This window comes from Deinococcus budaensis, from assembly GCF_014201885.1.
Lineage (GTDB): Bacteria > Deinococcota > Deinococci > Deinococcales > Deinococcaceae > Deinococcus > Deinococcus budaensis.
The window spans coordinates 134813-148507 of the sequence record NZ_JACHFN010000001.1; the positions used below are offsets into that span (position 1 = coordinate 134813).

Genomic DNA, 13695 nt, shown 5'->3' on the forward strand with positions numbered 1-13695 from the left:
GAACTGTGTCCGGTAGTCCCGCAGCAGCTCGGCTCCCCGTATCCTGGCTTCCGGTGGCGGTACCCGTATCAGACGGTGGAGCTGCCCGTCCCTCACACCAGCACCGGCTCCACGTACTCCCCGTAGACCCGCTTCAAGGTGTCCATCTGCTCGCCCAGCGTCGTGTAGGCGTGGGCGCACTCCAGAAAGGCGGGCATGGTGTTCGCTCCGGTCACGGCGGCGTCGCGCAGGGCAGCCAGGGCGGCTTCTGCCCGCACCGGGTCGCGCTCGCGCCGCACCTGCGCCAGCCGGGCTTCCTGCACCCGCTCGACCTCGGGGTCGATCAGCTGGATGGGCACCTCGACCGCGTCCTGCACGAAGTCGTTCACACCCACGATGATGCGGTCGCCGGTCTCGACCTCGCGCTGGTAGCGGTAGGCGGCCTCCGCCATCTCCAGCTGGAAAAAGCCGTTGTCGATCCCCGCCTCGACCCCGCCCATGTTGCGAATCTGCTCGATGTAGCCCAGCGCGGCGGCCTCGATGTCGCCCGTGAGCTTCTCGACGTAGTAGCTGCCCGCCAGCGGATCGATCACGCCCGCCACGCCCGTTTCAAAAGCGATGATCTGCTGGGTCCGCAGGGCGATGGTCGCGGCCTCCTCGGTGGGCAGGGCCAGCGCCTCGTCGTAGGCGTCGGTGTGCAGGCTCTGGGTGCCGCCCAGCACCGCCGCGAGCGCCTGAATCGCCACCCGCGAGATGTTGTTCAGCGGCTGCTGCGCGGGCAAGGACACTCCGGCCGTCTGCGAGTGCGTCCGCAGCATCCACGACCTCGGATTTTTCGCGCCGTAGCGGTCCCGCATCTGCCGCGCCCAGATGCGCCTCGCGGCGCGCAGCTTGGCGATCTCCTCGAAAAAGTCGTTGTGGATGTCCCAGAAAAACGAGATGCGCGGCGCGAACTCGTCGATGTCCAGCCCCCGCTCCAGCGCCTTTTCCACGTAGTGGAAGCCGTCGGCCAGCGTAAAGGCCAGCTCCTGCACGCCCGTCGCCCCCGCCTCGCGGATGTGGTAGCCGCTCACCGAGATGAAGTTCCACCTCGGCACCACCCGGGGACCCCACTCGAAGGTGTCGATCACCAGCTTCACGCTGGGCGCGGGCGGGTAGATGAACTCCTTTTGCGCGATGAACTCCTTGAGGATGTCGTTCTGGATGGTCCCGCCGATTTTCGTCAGGTCCTTGCCCTGCTTCTGCGCGTTGGCGATGTACATCGCCCAGATCGCGTTCGCCGGGCTGTTGATCGTCATGGAGGTGGTGACCTGCTCGGGGTCGATGCCCTGAAAGAGGATCTCCATGTCTGCCAGGGAACTCACCGCCACCCCGCACTTGCCGACCTCACCCTTACTGAACGGGTGGTCGGAGTCGTAGCCCATCAGGGTGGGCAGGTCAAAGGCGGTGGAGAGGCCCGTTTGCCCGGCCTTCAGCAGCGCGTGGAAGCGCTCGTTGGTCTGCTCGGCGCTGCCGAAGCCCGCGAACATCCGCATGGTCCAGAGTTTGCCCCGGTACACGCTGGACTGCACCCCGCGCGTGTAGGGAAACTCGCCGGGATAGCCCAGGTCGCGCCCTGGGTCCCAGTCCCCCAGGTCGTCGGCCGTGTAGATCGGCTCGGGGTCCAGGTCGGAGAGGTTCTTGAAGTTGTACTTGCGCTCGGGGAACTTCTGGGTGGCGGGCAGGTACACGCTCTGCATCCACTCGTTTTTGGTCTTCATCGGGCAACCTCCGGGGGCGGGGGAGAGGCGGAAACAAACGCTCGTTAGGTGGGAACAGGGTAGCAGAAGGGGCGGGTCGGGGCCGGTACGTTCGGCGCCACGCTCAAGCCCCCTCAAGGCTGCTCTCGGCCCGCGTCCATCTTGGCGGGGCAGGCTGAGCGCATGACGAAGCAGCCGTTGCAGGGCAAAAAAATCGCCATTCTCGCCGCCGACGGGGTAGAGGAGATCGAACTCACCAGCCCCCGCCAGGCCCTCGAGGAGGCCGGGGCGACCGCCGACCTCGTCAGCCTGAAGCCGGGCGAGATTCAGGCCATGAAGGGCGACATCGAGCCGAAGGGCAAATACCCGGTGGACCGGGTGGTCTCGGAGGTGAAGGCCCCGGACTACGACGGCCTGCTGCTCCCCGGCGGCACGGTGAACCCCGACACGCTGCGGCTCGACGGGGCGGCCATGCGCTTCGTGCGCGAGATGTACGACCTGGGCAAGCCCATCGCCGCGATCTGCCACGGCCCCTGGAGCCTTTCCGAGACGGGCATCAGCCAGGGCCTGAGGATGACGAGCTGGCCCAGCCTGAAGCGCGAACTCACCCTCTCGGGCGCCGAATGGGTAGACGAGGAATGCGTGACGGACAAGGGCGTGGTGACCAGCCGCAAGCCGGACGACCTCCCCGCCTTCAACGCCAAGATGATCGAGGAATTCGCGGAAGGGGACCACAGCCGCCGCCGGAAGTGAGGGCGGTCAGCAGGCGGAGAGGCCGGGCGGGGGGCTTTCCCCCTCTCCCGCCCCCGGCCATCTGGCCCATGCCCGGCCCGCGCATGGCGTCCTAACCTGGGGCCGATGCCCGATCCCCTGCCCACGGCCGCCGACCTCGCCGCCTTTTCGCTCGCCGCGCAGCATCCCCTCACGCGGACCTGGGTGGACGACCGGACCCGCCTTGCCCTGCTGGCCGAGGAACACGCCTTCGACCTGCAACTCGCCACCGACCTCGACCTCGCGGCGCAGCGGGCCGACTTTTTGAATGTGGGCCAGCCGCCCGCCGCGTTTCTGAACCGCTGGGCCGAAGTCGGGCCGGACCTGGGGGCCATGCTCTCCATCCGCTTCGAGGGCCTGGACCGTGAGAAGCCCTTTGTGGACGCCAGCGTGACGACGCGGCCGCTGACGCCGGATGACCTCCCCGCCTTGCAGCAGGCGGCCCTGGACGTGTACGGCGCCTTCCAGCCCGGACGGCTGCGGGTCTGGAGCGCCGCGCCGCTGGAGGGATGGACGGCGGCCCTGCCCGGCGCCTCAGCGGACCTGCGCGTGCTCGCCGCGCCCCTGGCGGCCCTGCGGCGGAGGGGGGTCCCGGACGGCCTCACCCTCCGCCCGGCCCGCGACCTGACCCACCACGGGGAGGCGGTGGCGGCCTACGCCGCCGTGGACGCCCGGCACCCGCAGCACGCCGGGCAGGCGCGCGTGATAGAGGAAGACGACCTGCGGGCCTGTATCGAGGCGGGCACGATGTTCGACGTGCTGTGGCGCGGAAGCTGGAGCGGCTACGCGGGCACCCTGCCCGAGACGCAGCTCGGCCTGCCTGCCCAGGTCGTGCAGGAGTTGCTGCTCGCGCCACATGCACGCGGCCACGGCCTCGGGCCGCCTTTGTCCACGCTGCTGGCCCGCGCGCTGCCCGGGGACGAACGGGTGCTGTCCGGCACCATCCACGGTGAGAATCTCGGTGCCCGCCGCGCGGCCCGGAACGCCGGACGGCACGACGTGGGAGGCTGGAGCTGGGTGCCGCTGGCCGAAGCGTGACCCCCACCTGACCCTCCCCCCCGGCTCATCTGCTAAAATCCCCGTTTGGGTATCCCGCCCCATGGGCCAGACCGGACCTGCGGCGGGTTTTTTCATGCACATGAGCTGAGAGCTGAAGGCTGACCGCTGAGAGCTAGCGGCTCCGCGATCAAGGGAGCTGACCTATGGAATACCGCAACATCGCCATCATCGCGCACGTCGACCACGGCAAGACCACGCTGGTGGACGGCCTGCTTAAGCAGACCCTCAAGCTCGGCCACGGCGAGGAGATCGCCGAGCGGGCGATGGACTCCAACGACCTGGAAAAGGAACGCGGCATCACCATTCTCGCCAAGAACACGGCGGTGGAATACAACGGCGTCAAGATCAACATCGTGGACACCCCCGGCCACGCCGACTTCGGCGGCGAGGTCGAGCGCGTGCTGGGCATGGTGGACGGCGCGCTGGTGCTCGTCGACGCCGCCGAGGGGCCGATGCCCCAGACCCGCTTCGTGCTGCGCAAGGCGATCGAACTGGGCCTCAAGCCCATCGTGGTGATCAACAAGATCGACCGCAACGACGCCCGCCCGGAGGAGGTCGTCAACCTGACCTTCGACCTGATGGCCGAACTCGGCGCCAGCGACGACCAGCTCGACTTCCCGATCCTGTACGCCATCGCGCGCGAGGGCAAGGCCTTCCGTGACCTCGACAAGCCGCAAGACGACATGCACGAGCTGTTCGAGATGGTGCTGGAGCAGATTCCCGCGCCCCAGGTCGACCTCGAAGCGCCCTTCCAGATGCTGGTCACCAACCTCGACTACTCCGAGTACCTGGGCCGCATCGTGATGGGCCGGGTGCAGCGCGGCACCGTCAAGAAGGGCGAGTTCGTCCAGCTGATGCACAAGGACGGCACCATGACCAAGAGCCGGGTCGTGCAGCCTTTCACCCACATGGGCCTGCGCCGCATGGAGGTCGATCAGGTGGGGGCCGGGGACATCGTGGCGCTCGCGGGCATCGAGGACGCCCAGATCGGGGAGACGGTGGCCGACCTCGCCGACCCCGAGGCGCTGCCCATCATCACGGTGGACGAGCCGACCGTCTCCATGATCTTTCAGCCCAACACCAGCCCCTTTGCAGGCAAGGAGGGCAAGTACGTCACCTCCCGTCACCTCAACGACCGCCTCAAGCGCGAGGTCATGACCAACGTGTCGCTCAAGGTCGAGGAGATTCGCCCCGACGAGTTCAAGGTCTCGGGCCGCGGCGAGCTGCACCTCTCGATCCTGCTGGAAACCATGCGCCGCGAGGGCTACGAGGTGCAGGTCGGCGCGCCGCAGGTCATCATCCGCGAGATCGACGGCGTGAAGCACGAACCCATCGAGCACCTCGTGATCGACGTGCCTGAGGCCTTTTCCTCCACCGTCATCGGCGTGCTGGGCGCCCGCAAGGGCCAGATGGTGAACATGGAGCCGCAGGGGACCCGCACCCGAGTGGAGTTCAAGATCCCTAGCCGCGCGCTGTTCGGCTTCCGCACCCAGTTTCTGTCCATGACCCAGGGCGAGGGCATCATGAGCCACATCTTCGACGGTTACGCGCCGTGGGCCGGGGACCTCAAGACCCGCCAGAACGGCTCCTTGGTCAGCATGGAAGACGGGGTGGCCTTCGCGTACTCGATCTGGAAGTTGCAGGACCGGGGCGCGTTCTTTATCGACGCCGGGCAGGAGGTCTACGTCGGCATGATCGTCGGTGAGAACGCCCGCGAGCAGGACATGAACGTCAACGTCTGCAAGAACAAGAAGCTGACGAACGTGCGCTCCTCGGGCGCCGACGAGGCCCTAACCCTGATCCCCCCGCGCCGCCTGAGCCTGGAAGACGCGCTGGAGTACATCGCGGACGACGAACTGGTCGAGCTGACCCCCCAGAGCATCCGCCTCCGCAAGAAGGTGCTCAACCCCAGCTTCCGCAAGTAGGCGCCGCGCCGCCCCAGAGGGGTCGGGCGAAGCGGCTTGCACAGCGCGACTTGCACAGCGGTCAAGCCGAGAAGTGACCAGAGAGACCCCCGGGCCACCCCGGGGGGTTTCCCTTGCCCTTCACAGCCCCTGGGGCCAGCGGCGGAAACCGCCTGTCTCCTCTCCCCGTACTGGAACCATGTCTCGCCTCGTCTTGTCCGTCTGGGACCCGCACCGCTGATGTTGCCCGACGCCGTGGCCTGGATCGTGCACCCGCTGGCGGGCCTCGCGCTGGCGCTGTGGGGGTCGGTGATCTTCTCGCGCCGGGGCAGGCACGCCGCCGAGGTGGGGCGGGCCGCCGCCATCCTCGTGCTGCTGGCGGTGCTGGGGGCGGGGTGGGCGGTGCATCCGGCGGCGGGGATGCTGCTGGGGTACCTGGGGTCGCGCGGTTTTCACCGCTGGCAGCGGGACTGGCGGGCGCTGCTGGTGGGGGTGCTGGCCGGACTGGTCTTTCTGGGGCTGGGGGCGACCTGGCTGGTCTTCCCCCTGGTCGTGATGGGCATCGTCTGGTTGACCACGGCCGGATTCACGGCGGGTTCCGGCCGCCGCCCGCAGGCCGTGGCGGCTCCCACCTCGCCCCCGCCGCTGCCCGAGCAGGCGGGCGGCTTCCCCGTGGGCAGTTTCGGGAACTGGGCTGGCCCCGCCGGGGCCTATGCCGAGCGCCGGGAAGCGCGGCGGCAGGCCAGGCGGGCGAGAAAGCTCAGCAAGCGGCAGCGGGAAGCGGCTGACCTGGCCCCGCTTCCTCCCCCCCCAGCTCCGGCTCCGGCCTTGCCCCCAGCCGCCTCCACGCTGGCCGCCTATGTCCGCGACGACCGCCTGCCCGGCGAGGCCCGCGCGCAACTCGCGGCGCTTGACCTGCGGACCCGCGAGGCCCTGACCCATCTGGAAGCCCTGGGCCAGCAGGGCAGCGAGGCGGCGTACCTCGCCCGCGCCGTCCGCGAGGAGTACGCGCCGGGGGCAGTGCGCGCCTACCTCAAGCTGCCGCCCACCCTGGCCAGCACCCAGCCGCTGGAGGGGGGCAAGACCGGCCGCGACCTGCTGCGCGAGCAGCTCGACCTGCTCTTGAACGCCGTGCAGGATATCCTGGGCACCGCGCTGCGCTCGGGCGGCCAGGACCTGCTGACCCACCAGCGCTTTCTGGAGGAGAAGTTCCGCAAGCCGAGGGGCGATCTGGAGGTGTAGCGGGTGCGGGGACGCCCTCCCGCTTTCAGGGCCGCGTCACGCCGCCTGAGTACCCTGCCGTATGAACTTGAGAACGGTGGGCGTTTCCGGTGGGCTGATGCTGGTGTCCCTGGCGGGCGCCTCTTCCCTGGTGGAACAGAGGCAGGCTGCTCTGGAGGCCACGCGCCTTCATGCCGAAGTCTTCCCGAAGCACCTAGAGCGCTGCTTGGACGTTGGCGCAGAGTCGCATACGGACGTGGTGGCCTTTCCGGCTGGCCGGGCCGACCGGGTATACATCTATGGGTATAACCGGGGCCGGGCCTACCTGATTCGCGGGGGTCAGGCCCGGCTCGTCTGGTGCGGCGAAAGGTTGCTGCCAGAGCGCCGGGCGGCAGCGTCGGCCTTCCGGGGAAACGCCGCCCGCGCCCTGTCTTTCCCCTTTCGCACAGCAGCCGGGGCCTTGCCCGTCGAGCGCGGTGAGATGGACATTTTTCGGAGTTTCGCAGGGCGGCTGAGCACCCTGCGGATGAGCCGGACGGGCGAGATCGTCTGTTCTCAGAACCATTTCGAGGAGGGGGAGCTGCGGACCGCCTTCCAACTTGACGCCCGCGACATCTGCTCCTGAAGGGCAGCTCTGGTGGCCTGCCTATGTGGACGGGGGTCACCCGCCCCTTGGTTTCTTAAGATTCGCTCTCTATCCTGACCTCTGGACTCCGGATGATGACCAGACCCCTGCCTACCGCCTCCGCCGCTGCCACCGCCCCCCACGCCGACCTTCATGCCGCGTCTCTGCTGCTGGCTGCCGAGGCCGTGCTGGCGCACCTGCATCCGCGCGCGCCGCTGCGTGTGGCCGGGGTGACGCTGGACGCGCCCGGCGTGAGCTATCCCCTCGACCCCGACCCTCAGGCGCTCGCCGCCCACCGGGGCCTGCGCGAGGACGTGGTGTTGGTGGCCCTGGCCCGCACGGCGATGGCCCGGTTGCTGAGTGTGGCCCTCCCGGAGGCCGAGGCGGCTGCGCGCAATCCCCGGCGTCTTCTCGCCGCTGCCGTGACCGACCCTGAGGAGCTGGAAGTCCTGGACGCGCAGCTCACGGTGCTGGAAGCCCGCGCCCGCGCCCTGCTGCGCCGTTCCTGGGCCGAGGTGGAGGTCGTGGCGGCGGGCCTGCGCGAGTACGGCCAGCTTGACCCGCAGGCGGTCGCCCACCGCATCGCCTGCGCCCAGGGCATCCGGGGCACCCTGCTGAACTGAGCGCCTGGCCCACGTCGGCCGCGTTGCCAGTCCAGCGCCCAGGCCAGCGGGCTTTCACGGAATCCTCAGCTCCGGCTGGGGCCGGTCAGGTCGGGGCCAAGGGCAGAAGCGTCCCAGCGCCGTTCTGCGCTCCACTCCGGCAATCCCACCTGAACCTGTCGGATTTGTGGCCTAATCCTTATTTAGGGAGGCGGGTCACGGTCGTGGGGCGGCCTCACGCGCACGCTGCACGCAGGAGGTCACCCATGAACGACAGCAACATGCAGGGCAGCGTCGTCAGCCGCTGTGACGCCACCACCTGCCGTTACAACGAGCAGGAGCAGTGCATGGCCGGGCAGATCGAGGTCAGTCTCAGCGGGCAGATGGCCCAGTGCCTCACGTTCAGCCCGGAAGACGGACTGGGCGACACGGACAGCCAGCGGCCCAGCACCTGATTCACCGGGTGATCCCAGGGGCGGACCCGCACGTCGAGGCGGGTCCGCCCCTGCCCGTCCCGCTACAGCACCAGCACGCCGTGGTGCTTGGCCTTTTCCTGCGGCTCGACATGAATGGTGACCGCCGAGCCGGCGATCTGCTCGTGGATGGCGTCTTCCAGGCGGTCACAGATGGTGTGCGCCTGCTGCACGGTCATGGTTCCCGGCACGACGAGGTGAAACTCGACAAAGGTCACGCGGCCCGCGTGCCGGGTTCTCAGGTCGTGCATCTCCAGGGCGCCCTCGGCGTGTTCGCTCATGGCCTGACGGATGCGGGTCTCGGTCTGGGGGTCTACCCCCGCGTCCATCAGGCCGCCCACGCTCTCGCGGACCAGCCCCCAGCCGCTCCAGAGGATGTTCACGGCGACCAGCAGCGCCAGCGCCGGATCGAGCCAGTGCAGCCCCGTGAGGCTGGCCAGCAGCACCCCGGCCAGCACCCCCACGCTGGTAAACACGTCGGTCAACACGTGCCGGCCGTCGGCGAGCAGCGCGGGCGAACGCGCCAGCCGCCCCACCCGCAGCAGCACGCTCGCCCAGATGCCGTTGAGCACGGTCGCCCCCAGGTTGATCGCCAGGCCCGGCAGCGGCGCCTCGACTGGGCGCGGGCTTTGCAGGGCGGGCAGGGCCTCGCGCGCGATGCTGATCGCCGCCAGCACGATCAAGACGCCCTCGGCCACCGCGCTGAAATACTCGGCCTTGGAGTGTCCGTAGGGGTGGTTCGCGTCGGCAGGCCGGGCCGCCACCCGCAGGGCGATCAGGGCGGCGACGGCGGCCGCCACGTTGATCACGCTCTCCAGCGCGTCCGAATACAGCGCCACGCTGCCGGTCAAGAGGTACGCCAAAAATTTGAGGCCCAGCACGGCGGCGGCCACCACCACGCTGCCCAGGGCAATCCTTGCCGTGCCGTCCATGGGGATGAGGCTAACAGGGTTAGGCACGGCAAAAGCCGCCACCCGGCCAGGAACAGCGCGGCGCTGGCGCAGGACCGAGGTCGGCAGGCCAGGAAGGGCGAGGCTCGCCGGGGCGCTGGCGGCCCCTCCCTCCGGCCCGGCCGCTCCGTTACGCCTGCAACGTAACCCCCCCTGCTAGAATCGTTCGGTGACTCTCGCGCCGGACCTGCCCGATTCCCCTTTGCTCGCCCAGCTCAACCCCAACCAGGCCCAGGCTGCCGACCACTACACCGGCCCGGCGCTGGTGATCGCGGGGGCGGGCAGCGGCAAGACGCGCACGCTGGTCTACCGCATCGCCCACCTCGCCCAGCACTACGGGGTGGACCCGGGCGAGATCCTGGCGGTGACCTTTACCAACAAGGCCGCCGCCGAGATGCGCGAGCGGGCGCGGCACCTGATTCCCGGCGCCGACCGGCTGTGGATGAGCACCTTCCACTCGGCAGGCGTCCGCATCCTGCGGGCCTACGGCGAGCATATCGGGCTGCGGCGGGGCTTTGTCATCTACGACGACGACGACCAGCTCGACATCCTCAAGGAGATCATGGGGTCCATTCCCGGCATCGGGCCGGACACCAATCCGCGCGTGCTGCGCGGCATCCTCGACCGCGCCAAGAGCAACCTGCTGACGCCCGCCGACCTGGGCCGCAGCCCCGAGCCGTTTATCAGCGGCCTGCCGCGCGAGGCCGCCGCCGAGATGTACCGCCGCTACGAGGCCCGCAAGAAGGGCCAGAACGCCATCGACTTCGGGGACCTGATCACCGAGACGGTGCGCCTCTTCCGCGAGGTGCCGGGGGTGCTCGGCCGGGTGCAGGACCGTGCCAGGTTCATCCACGTGGACGAGTACCAGGACACCAACAAGGCGCAGTACGAGCTGACGCGGCTGCTGGCCAGCCGGGACCGGAACCTGCTGGTGGTGGGGGACCCCGACCAGTGTCTCCCGCCCGGCACCCCGGTCTGCACCCCGAATGGAGAGCGGCCCATCGAGGAGATCGCCGAGGGGGACTTCGTGTGCGGCACGGGTGGGGACGAGAGCCTGGTTCCGGCCCGCGTCACGCACGTCAAACGCGGACACTCGGCGGGGCCGCTCTGGAACGTCACAGCCGGGGGGCGCGCCCTGCGCGGCACTCCCCACCACGTCGTCCTGGCCCGGCACGAGCCGATGGCCGGGCAGTGGTACGTCTCCCTGATGTACCGCGAGGACCGGGGTTACCGCCTGGGCCTGACGGTGGGTGCCCTGACGGTGGGTGCTGGGCAGAACGCCGAGGGCGAGACCGACGACGGCTACCGGGTCCGGCTCAACCAAGAAAACGGGGACAAGGTGTGGGTGCTGCGCGTCTGCGAGTCCCGCGCCGACGCCGCGTACTGGGAAGCGCTGTACACCGCCCGCTACGGCCTGCCGACCGCCCTCTTCCACGGGGTGGGCCGGAATCTGGCGATGGGCGAAGCGCAGCCCGCGCGCCTTTTTTCCGAGCTGGATACGGTAGGCGCGGCGCGGCGGCTGATGGCCGACCTGCACCTCCACCCCGAGTTTCCGCACCATCGCCCGCAAAACGGGGCGCGCCGCCAGAGCGTGAACCTGGTGATGTACCAGGATTTCCGGCATGGCCTGGTGGGCTACCACCGCATCCAGTGGAGCAGCAACCGCGCGGACATCGCCCAGCAGCTGCTGGACGCCGGGCATCCCGTTCGGGACGACGGCAAGGGCGGCTTCCGCCTGGAAGTCAGCCGCAAGGACTACGCTCAGGCTCTGACCGAGGCCCAGCAGATCGCCCGCGACGGTGGACTGGAACTTCAGCGCAAGGCCGTGGTGGGCGGCCGCATGTACGCTTTCCTGCCGCTCTCCCACCTGCACCCCGGCATGAAGATGCTCGCCCAGGAGGCGGGGAGGCTGCGCGAGGTCAGCGTGGAGGCTGTCTCGCAAGAAGCTTACGGCGGCCCCGTCTACGACCTGACCGTCTCGCCCACCCATACCTACGTGGCGGGCGGGCTGCTCGTCCACAACAGCATCTACAAGTTCCGCGGCGCCGATATCCAGAACATCCTCGACTTTCAAAAGGACTACCCCGACGCCCGGGTCTACATGCTGGAGCACAACTACCGCTCCAGCGCCCGCGTCCTGGGCCTCGCCAACCGGCTGATCGAGAACAACGCCGAGCGGCTCGACAAGACCTTGAAGGCGGTCAAGGCGGACGGCCACCCGGTTTTCTTCCACCGGGCGACCGACCACCGCTCGGAGGGAGATTTCGTGGCCGAGTGGATCACTCGGCTGCACGGCGAGGGGATGCCCTTCACCGACATGGCGATCCTGTACCGCACCAACGCCCAGTCGCGCGTCCTGGAAGAGTCGCTGCGGCGGGTGCAGATTCCGGCCAAGATCGTGGGCGGCGTGGGCTTCTACGACCGGCGCGAGATCCGGGACGTGCTCGCCTACGCCCGCCTCGCCCTCAACCCCGACGACGACGTGGCGCTGCGCCGCATCATCGGGCGGCCCCGGCGCGGCATCGGGGACACGGCCCTCGAACGGCTGATGGAGTGGGCGCGGGTCAACGGCACATCCATCCTGACCGCCTGTGCCCAGGCCCAGGAGCAGAACATTCTCGACCGGGGCGCGCAAAAGGCCACCGAGTTCGCGGGGCTGATCGCGGCGATGAGCGACGCCGCCGACCTCTACCCGCCGGGCGGCTTCCTGCGCTTCGTGATCGAGACCAGCGGGTACCTCGACCTGCTGCGCCAGGAAGGGCAGGAGGGCCAGGTGCGCATGGAGAACCTCGAGGAACTCGTCAGCGCCGCCGAGGAGTGGTCGCAGACGAACGAGGGCACCATTCACGATTTCCTCGACGACGCCGCGCTGCTCTCCAGCGTGGACGACATGCGCGCGAAGCAGGAGAACAAGGGCGTGCCGGAAGAGGCCGTCATCCTGATGACCCTGCACAACGCCAAGGGCCTGGAGTTCCCGGTGGTGTTTATCGTGGGCACCGAAGAGGGGTTGCTGCCCAGCCGCAACGCGCTGACCGAGGGCGAGAGCGGCATCGAGGAAGAGCGGCGGCTCTTTTACGTGGGCATCACCCGGGCGATGGAGCGGCTCTTTCTGACCGCCGCGCAAAACCGGATGCAGTACGGCAAGACCAACGCGACCGAGGACAGCCGTTTTCTGGAGGAGATCGAGGGCGGCTTCGACGCGGTGGACCCCTACGGGCAGGTCATCGACTACCGCACCAAAAGCTGGAAGGACTACCGCCCCACCGTGCCCGCGCGCGCAAACGCCGTGAAGAACACCAGCCCCATGACCTCGGAGATGGCTTACCGGGGCGGCGAGAAGGTCACCCACCCCAAGTTCGGGGAGGGGCAGGTGCTCGCGGTGGCGGGCGTGGGCGACCGCCAGGAGGTCACGGTGCATTTCGCCTCGGCAGGCACCAAGAAACTGCTGGTGAAATTCGCCAACCTCACCAAGCTGTAGGCCTCACTCGCGGTTGACGATGTGGCGCAATGTGCCGGGGGGTGTACCGAGAAGCTGATGGGCCGCCAGCGGATGCACCGGCCTGCTCGCCAGCTCGGTCAAGGGAATCCAGTCGCAGGGAAAGGAGGTCTGGTCGAGCACGGCAAACGGCCCGGCGGGAAGTTCCGCTGGGGCTTCCATGCGGAAATAAAAGCCGATCTCATGCTGACGGGCCGCCCCCACCCCGAAAAAGGACTCGACAATGCCGGCGAGGTGCAGCGGCCCCGGCTCCAGCCCGGTTTCCTCGGTCCATTCGCGGGCGGCGCCGGAGGCCGCGTCCTCGCCCACCGCGAGGGCGCCGCCCGGCAGGTACCAGAACGGCAGCCCCGGCTCGGAGGTCGCCAGCAGTTTTCCGTCCCGCACGCAGAGGATGGCGACGCGCACACTGAACTTCACGCCGCCCAGGGGCAATCGGATATCGGTCATGGGGAAGCAGTCTGGCGTCTGCACCGGCTCTGACGCACCCAGCCAGATGGCGGAGGATCACCAGACCCCTTCACAGCTGGCCGAAAACGTCTGGAGGGGAAGCCCGAACAGCGTCAACGCCTGCACCGTACCCCGGTAATGCTGGCGGCTGACGAAGGGAAGCTCGCCGCAGTCGCCCTCTCCCCCCTCCGGTACGACGCGCACGACGCGCAGACGCAGAATCAGGATTCTCTGCGCCGGGTTATCCAGCAGGTTGAAGGTTTCGCGCAGGGCGTGGCGGGCGAACACGTGCCCGTCGGCGCTCAGTCCGGCGGGGATGGTCGGCACGAGGACGGGAGCGAACGCACCTGCCAGCAGCAGGGCCAAAGCCAGGGCGAGGGGGCGCGGGGGGGTCATGGCCGCCAGCGTGCAGGAAAGTGGCGGCGGGCG

At 69.0% G+C, this 13695-nt stretch carries 12 protein-coding genes; 8 read left to right on the forward strand and 4 right to left on the reverse strand.

Features of this window, described 5'->3' with window-relative positions; translation table 11 throughout:
- Positions 1-92: 92 nt before the first annotated feature.
- Positions 93-1739 carry a methylmalonyl-CoA mutase family protein gene (locus tag HNQ09_RS00705; RefSeq protein ID WP_184024124.1) on the reverse strand — a complete coding sequence of 549 codons (1647 nt, stop codon included), beginning with the start codon at positions 1737-1739 and terminating at the stop codon, positions 93-95.
- Between the two features lie 162 nt (positions 1740-1901).
- Here HNQ09_RS00705 and HNQ09_RS00710 point away from each other — a divergent pair, with 162 nt between their 5' ends.
- From HNQ09_RS00710 to HNQ09_RS00740, 7 genes are all read left to right on the forward strand, one after another.
- Positions 1902-2471, forward strand: coding sequence for a type 1 glutamine amidotransferase domain-containing protein (locus HNQ09_RS00710; RefSeq protein ID WP_184024127.1), 570 nt, complete (start codon positions 1902-1904; stop codon positions 2469-2471).
- Between the two features lie 105 nt (positions 2472-2576).
- Positions 2577-3527: a hypothetical protein gene (locus tag HNQ09_RS00715; RefSeq protein ID WP_184024129.1), complete on the forward strand. Its 951-nt coding sequence runs from the start codon at positions 2577-2579 to the stop codon at positions 3525-3527.
- A gap of 164 nt (positions 3528-3691) precedes the next feature.
- Positions 3692-5473: a translational GTPase TypA gene (gene typA, locus HNQ09_RS00720; RefSeq protein WP_184024131.1), complete on the forward strand. Its 1782-nt coding sequence runs from the start codon at positions 3692-3694 to the stop codon at positions 5471-5473.
- A gap of 219 nt (positions 5474-5692) precedes the next feature.
- Positions 5693-6694, forward strand: a complete 1002-nt coding sequence (locus HNQ09_RS00725; RefSeq protein WP_184024133.1) for a hypothetical protein — start codon at positions 5693-5695, stop codon at positions 6692-6694.
- A gap of 61 nt (positions 6695-6755) precedes the next feature.
- On the forward strand, positions 6756-7298 hold the full coding sequence (locus HNQ09_RS00730) for a hypothetical protein (RefSeq protein WP_184024136.1): 543 nt from the start codon (positions 6756-6758) through the stop codon (positions 7296-7298).
- Between the two features lie 95 nt (positions 7299-7393).
- Complete coding sequence (locus tag HNQ09_RS00735; RefSeq protein WP_246363045.1) at positions 7394-7921, forward strand: hypothetical protein; 528 nt, start codon at positions 7394-7396, stop codon at positions 7919-7921.
- A gap of 245 nt (positions 7922-8166) precedes the next feature.
- The gene (locus HNQ09_RS00740; protein WP_184024141.1) at positions 8167-8355 is read left to right on the forward strand and encodes a DUF1540 domain-containing protein; all 189 of its coding nucleotides are present in this window, start codon (positions 8167-8169) and stop codon (positions 8353-8355) included.
- A 62-nt stretch (positions 8356-8417) separates the two neighbouring features.
- Here HNQ09_RS00740 and mntE read toward each other — a convergent pair whose 3' ends face one another.
- The gene (mntE, locus tag HNQ09_RS00745) at positions 8418-9305 is read right to left on the reverse strand and encodes a manganese efflux transporter MntE (RefSeq protein WP_184024143.1); all 888 of its coding nucleotides are present in this window, start codon (positions 9303-9305) and stop codon (positions 8418-8420) included.
- A gap of 187 nt (positions 9306-9492) precedes the next feature.
- On the opposite strand from mntE, the gene HNQ09_RS00750 reads away from it, so the two are divergent.
- Complete coding sequence (locus HNQ09_RS00750; protein WP_184024145.1) at positions 9493-12801, forward strand: UvrD-helicase domain-containing protein; 3309 nt, start codon at positions 9493-9495, stop codon at positions 12799-12801.
- Positions 12802-12804: 3 nt separating this feature from the next.
- Here HNQ09_RS00750 and HNQ09_RS00755 read toward each other — a convergent pair whose 3' ends face one another.
- On the reverse strand, positions 12805-13266 hold the full coding sequence (locus tag HNQ09_RS00755; protein WP_184024147.1) for an NUDIX hydrolase: 462 nt from the start codon (positions 13264-13266) through the stop codon (positions 12805-12807).
- A gap of 57 nt (positions 13267-13323) precedes the next feature.
- Positions 13324-13662 carry a cyclic nucleotide-binding domain-containing protein gene (locus HNQ09_RS00760; RefSeq protein WP_184024149.1) on the reverse strand — a complete coding sequence of 113 codons (339 nt, stop codon included), beginning with the start codon at positions 13660-13662 and terminating at the stop codon, positions 13324-13326.
- Positions 13663-13695 lie beyond the last annotated feature (33 nt).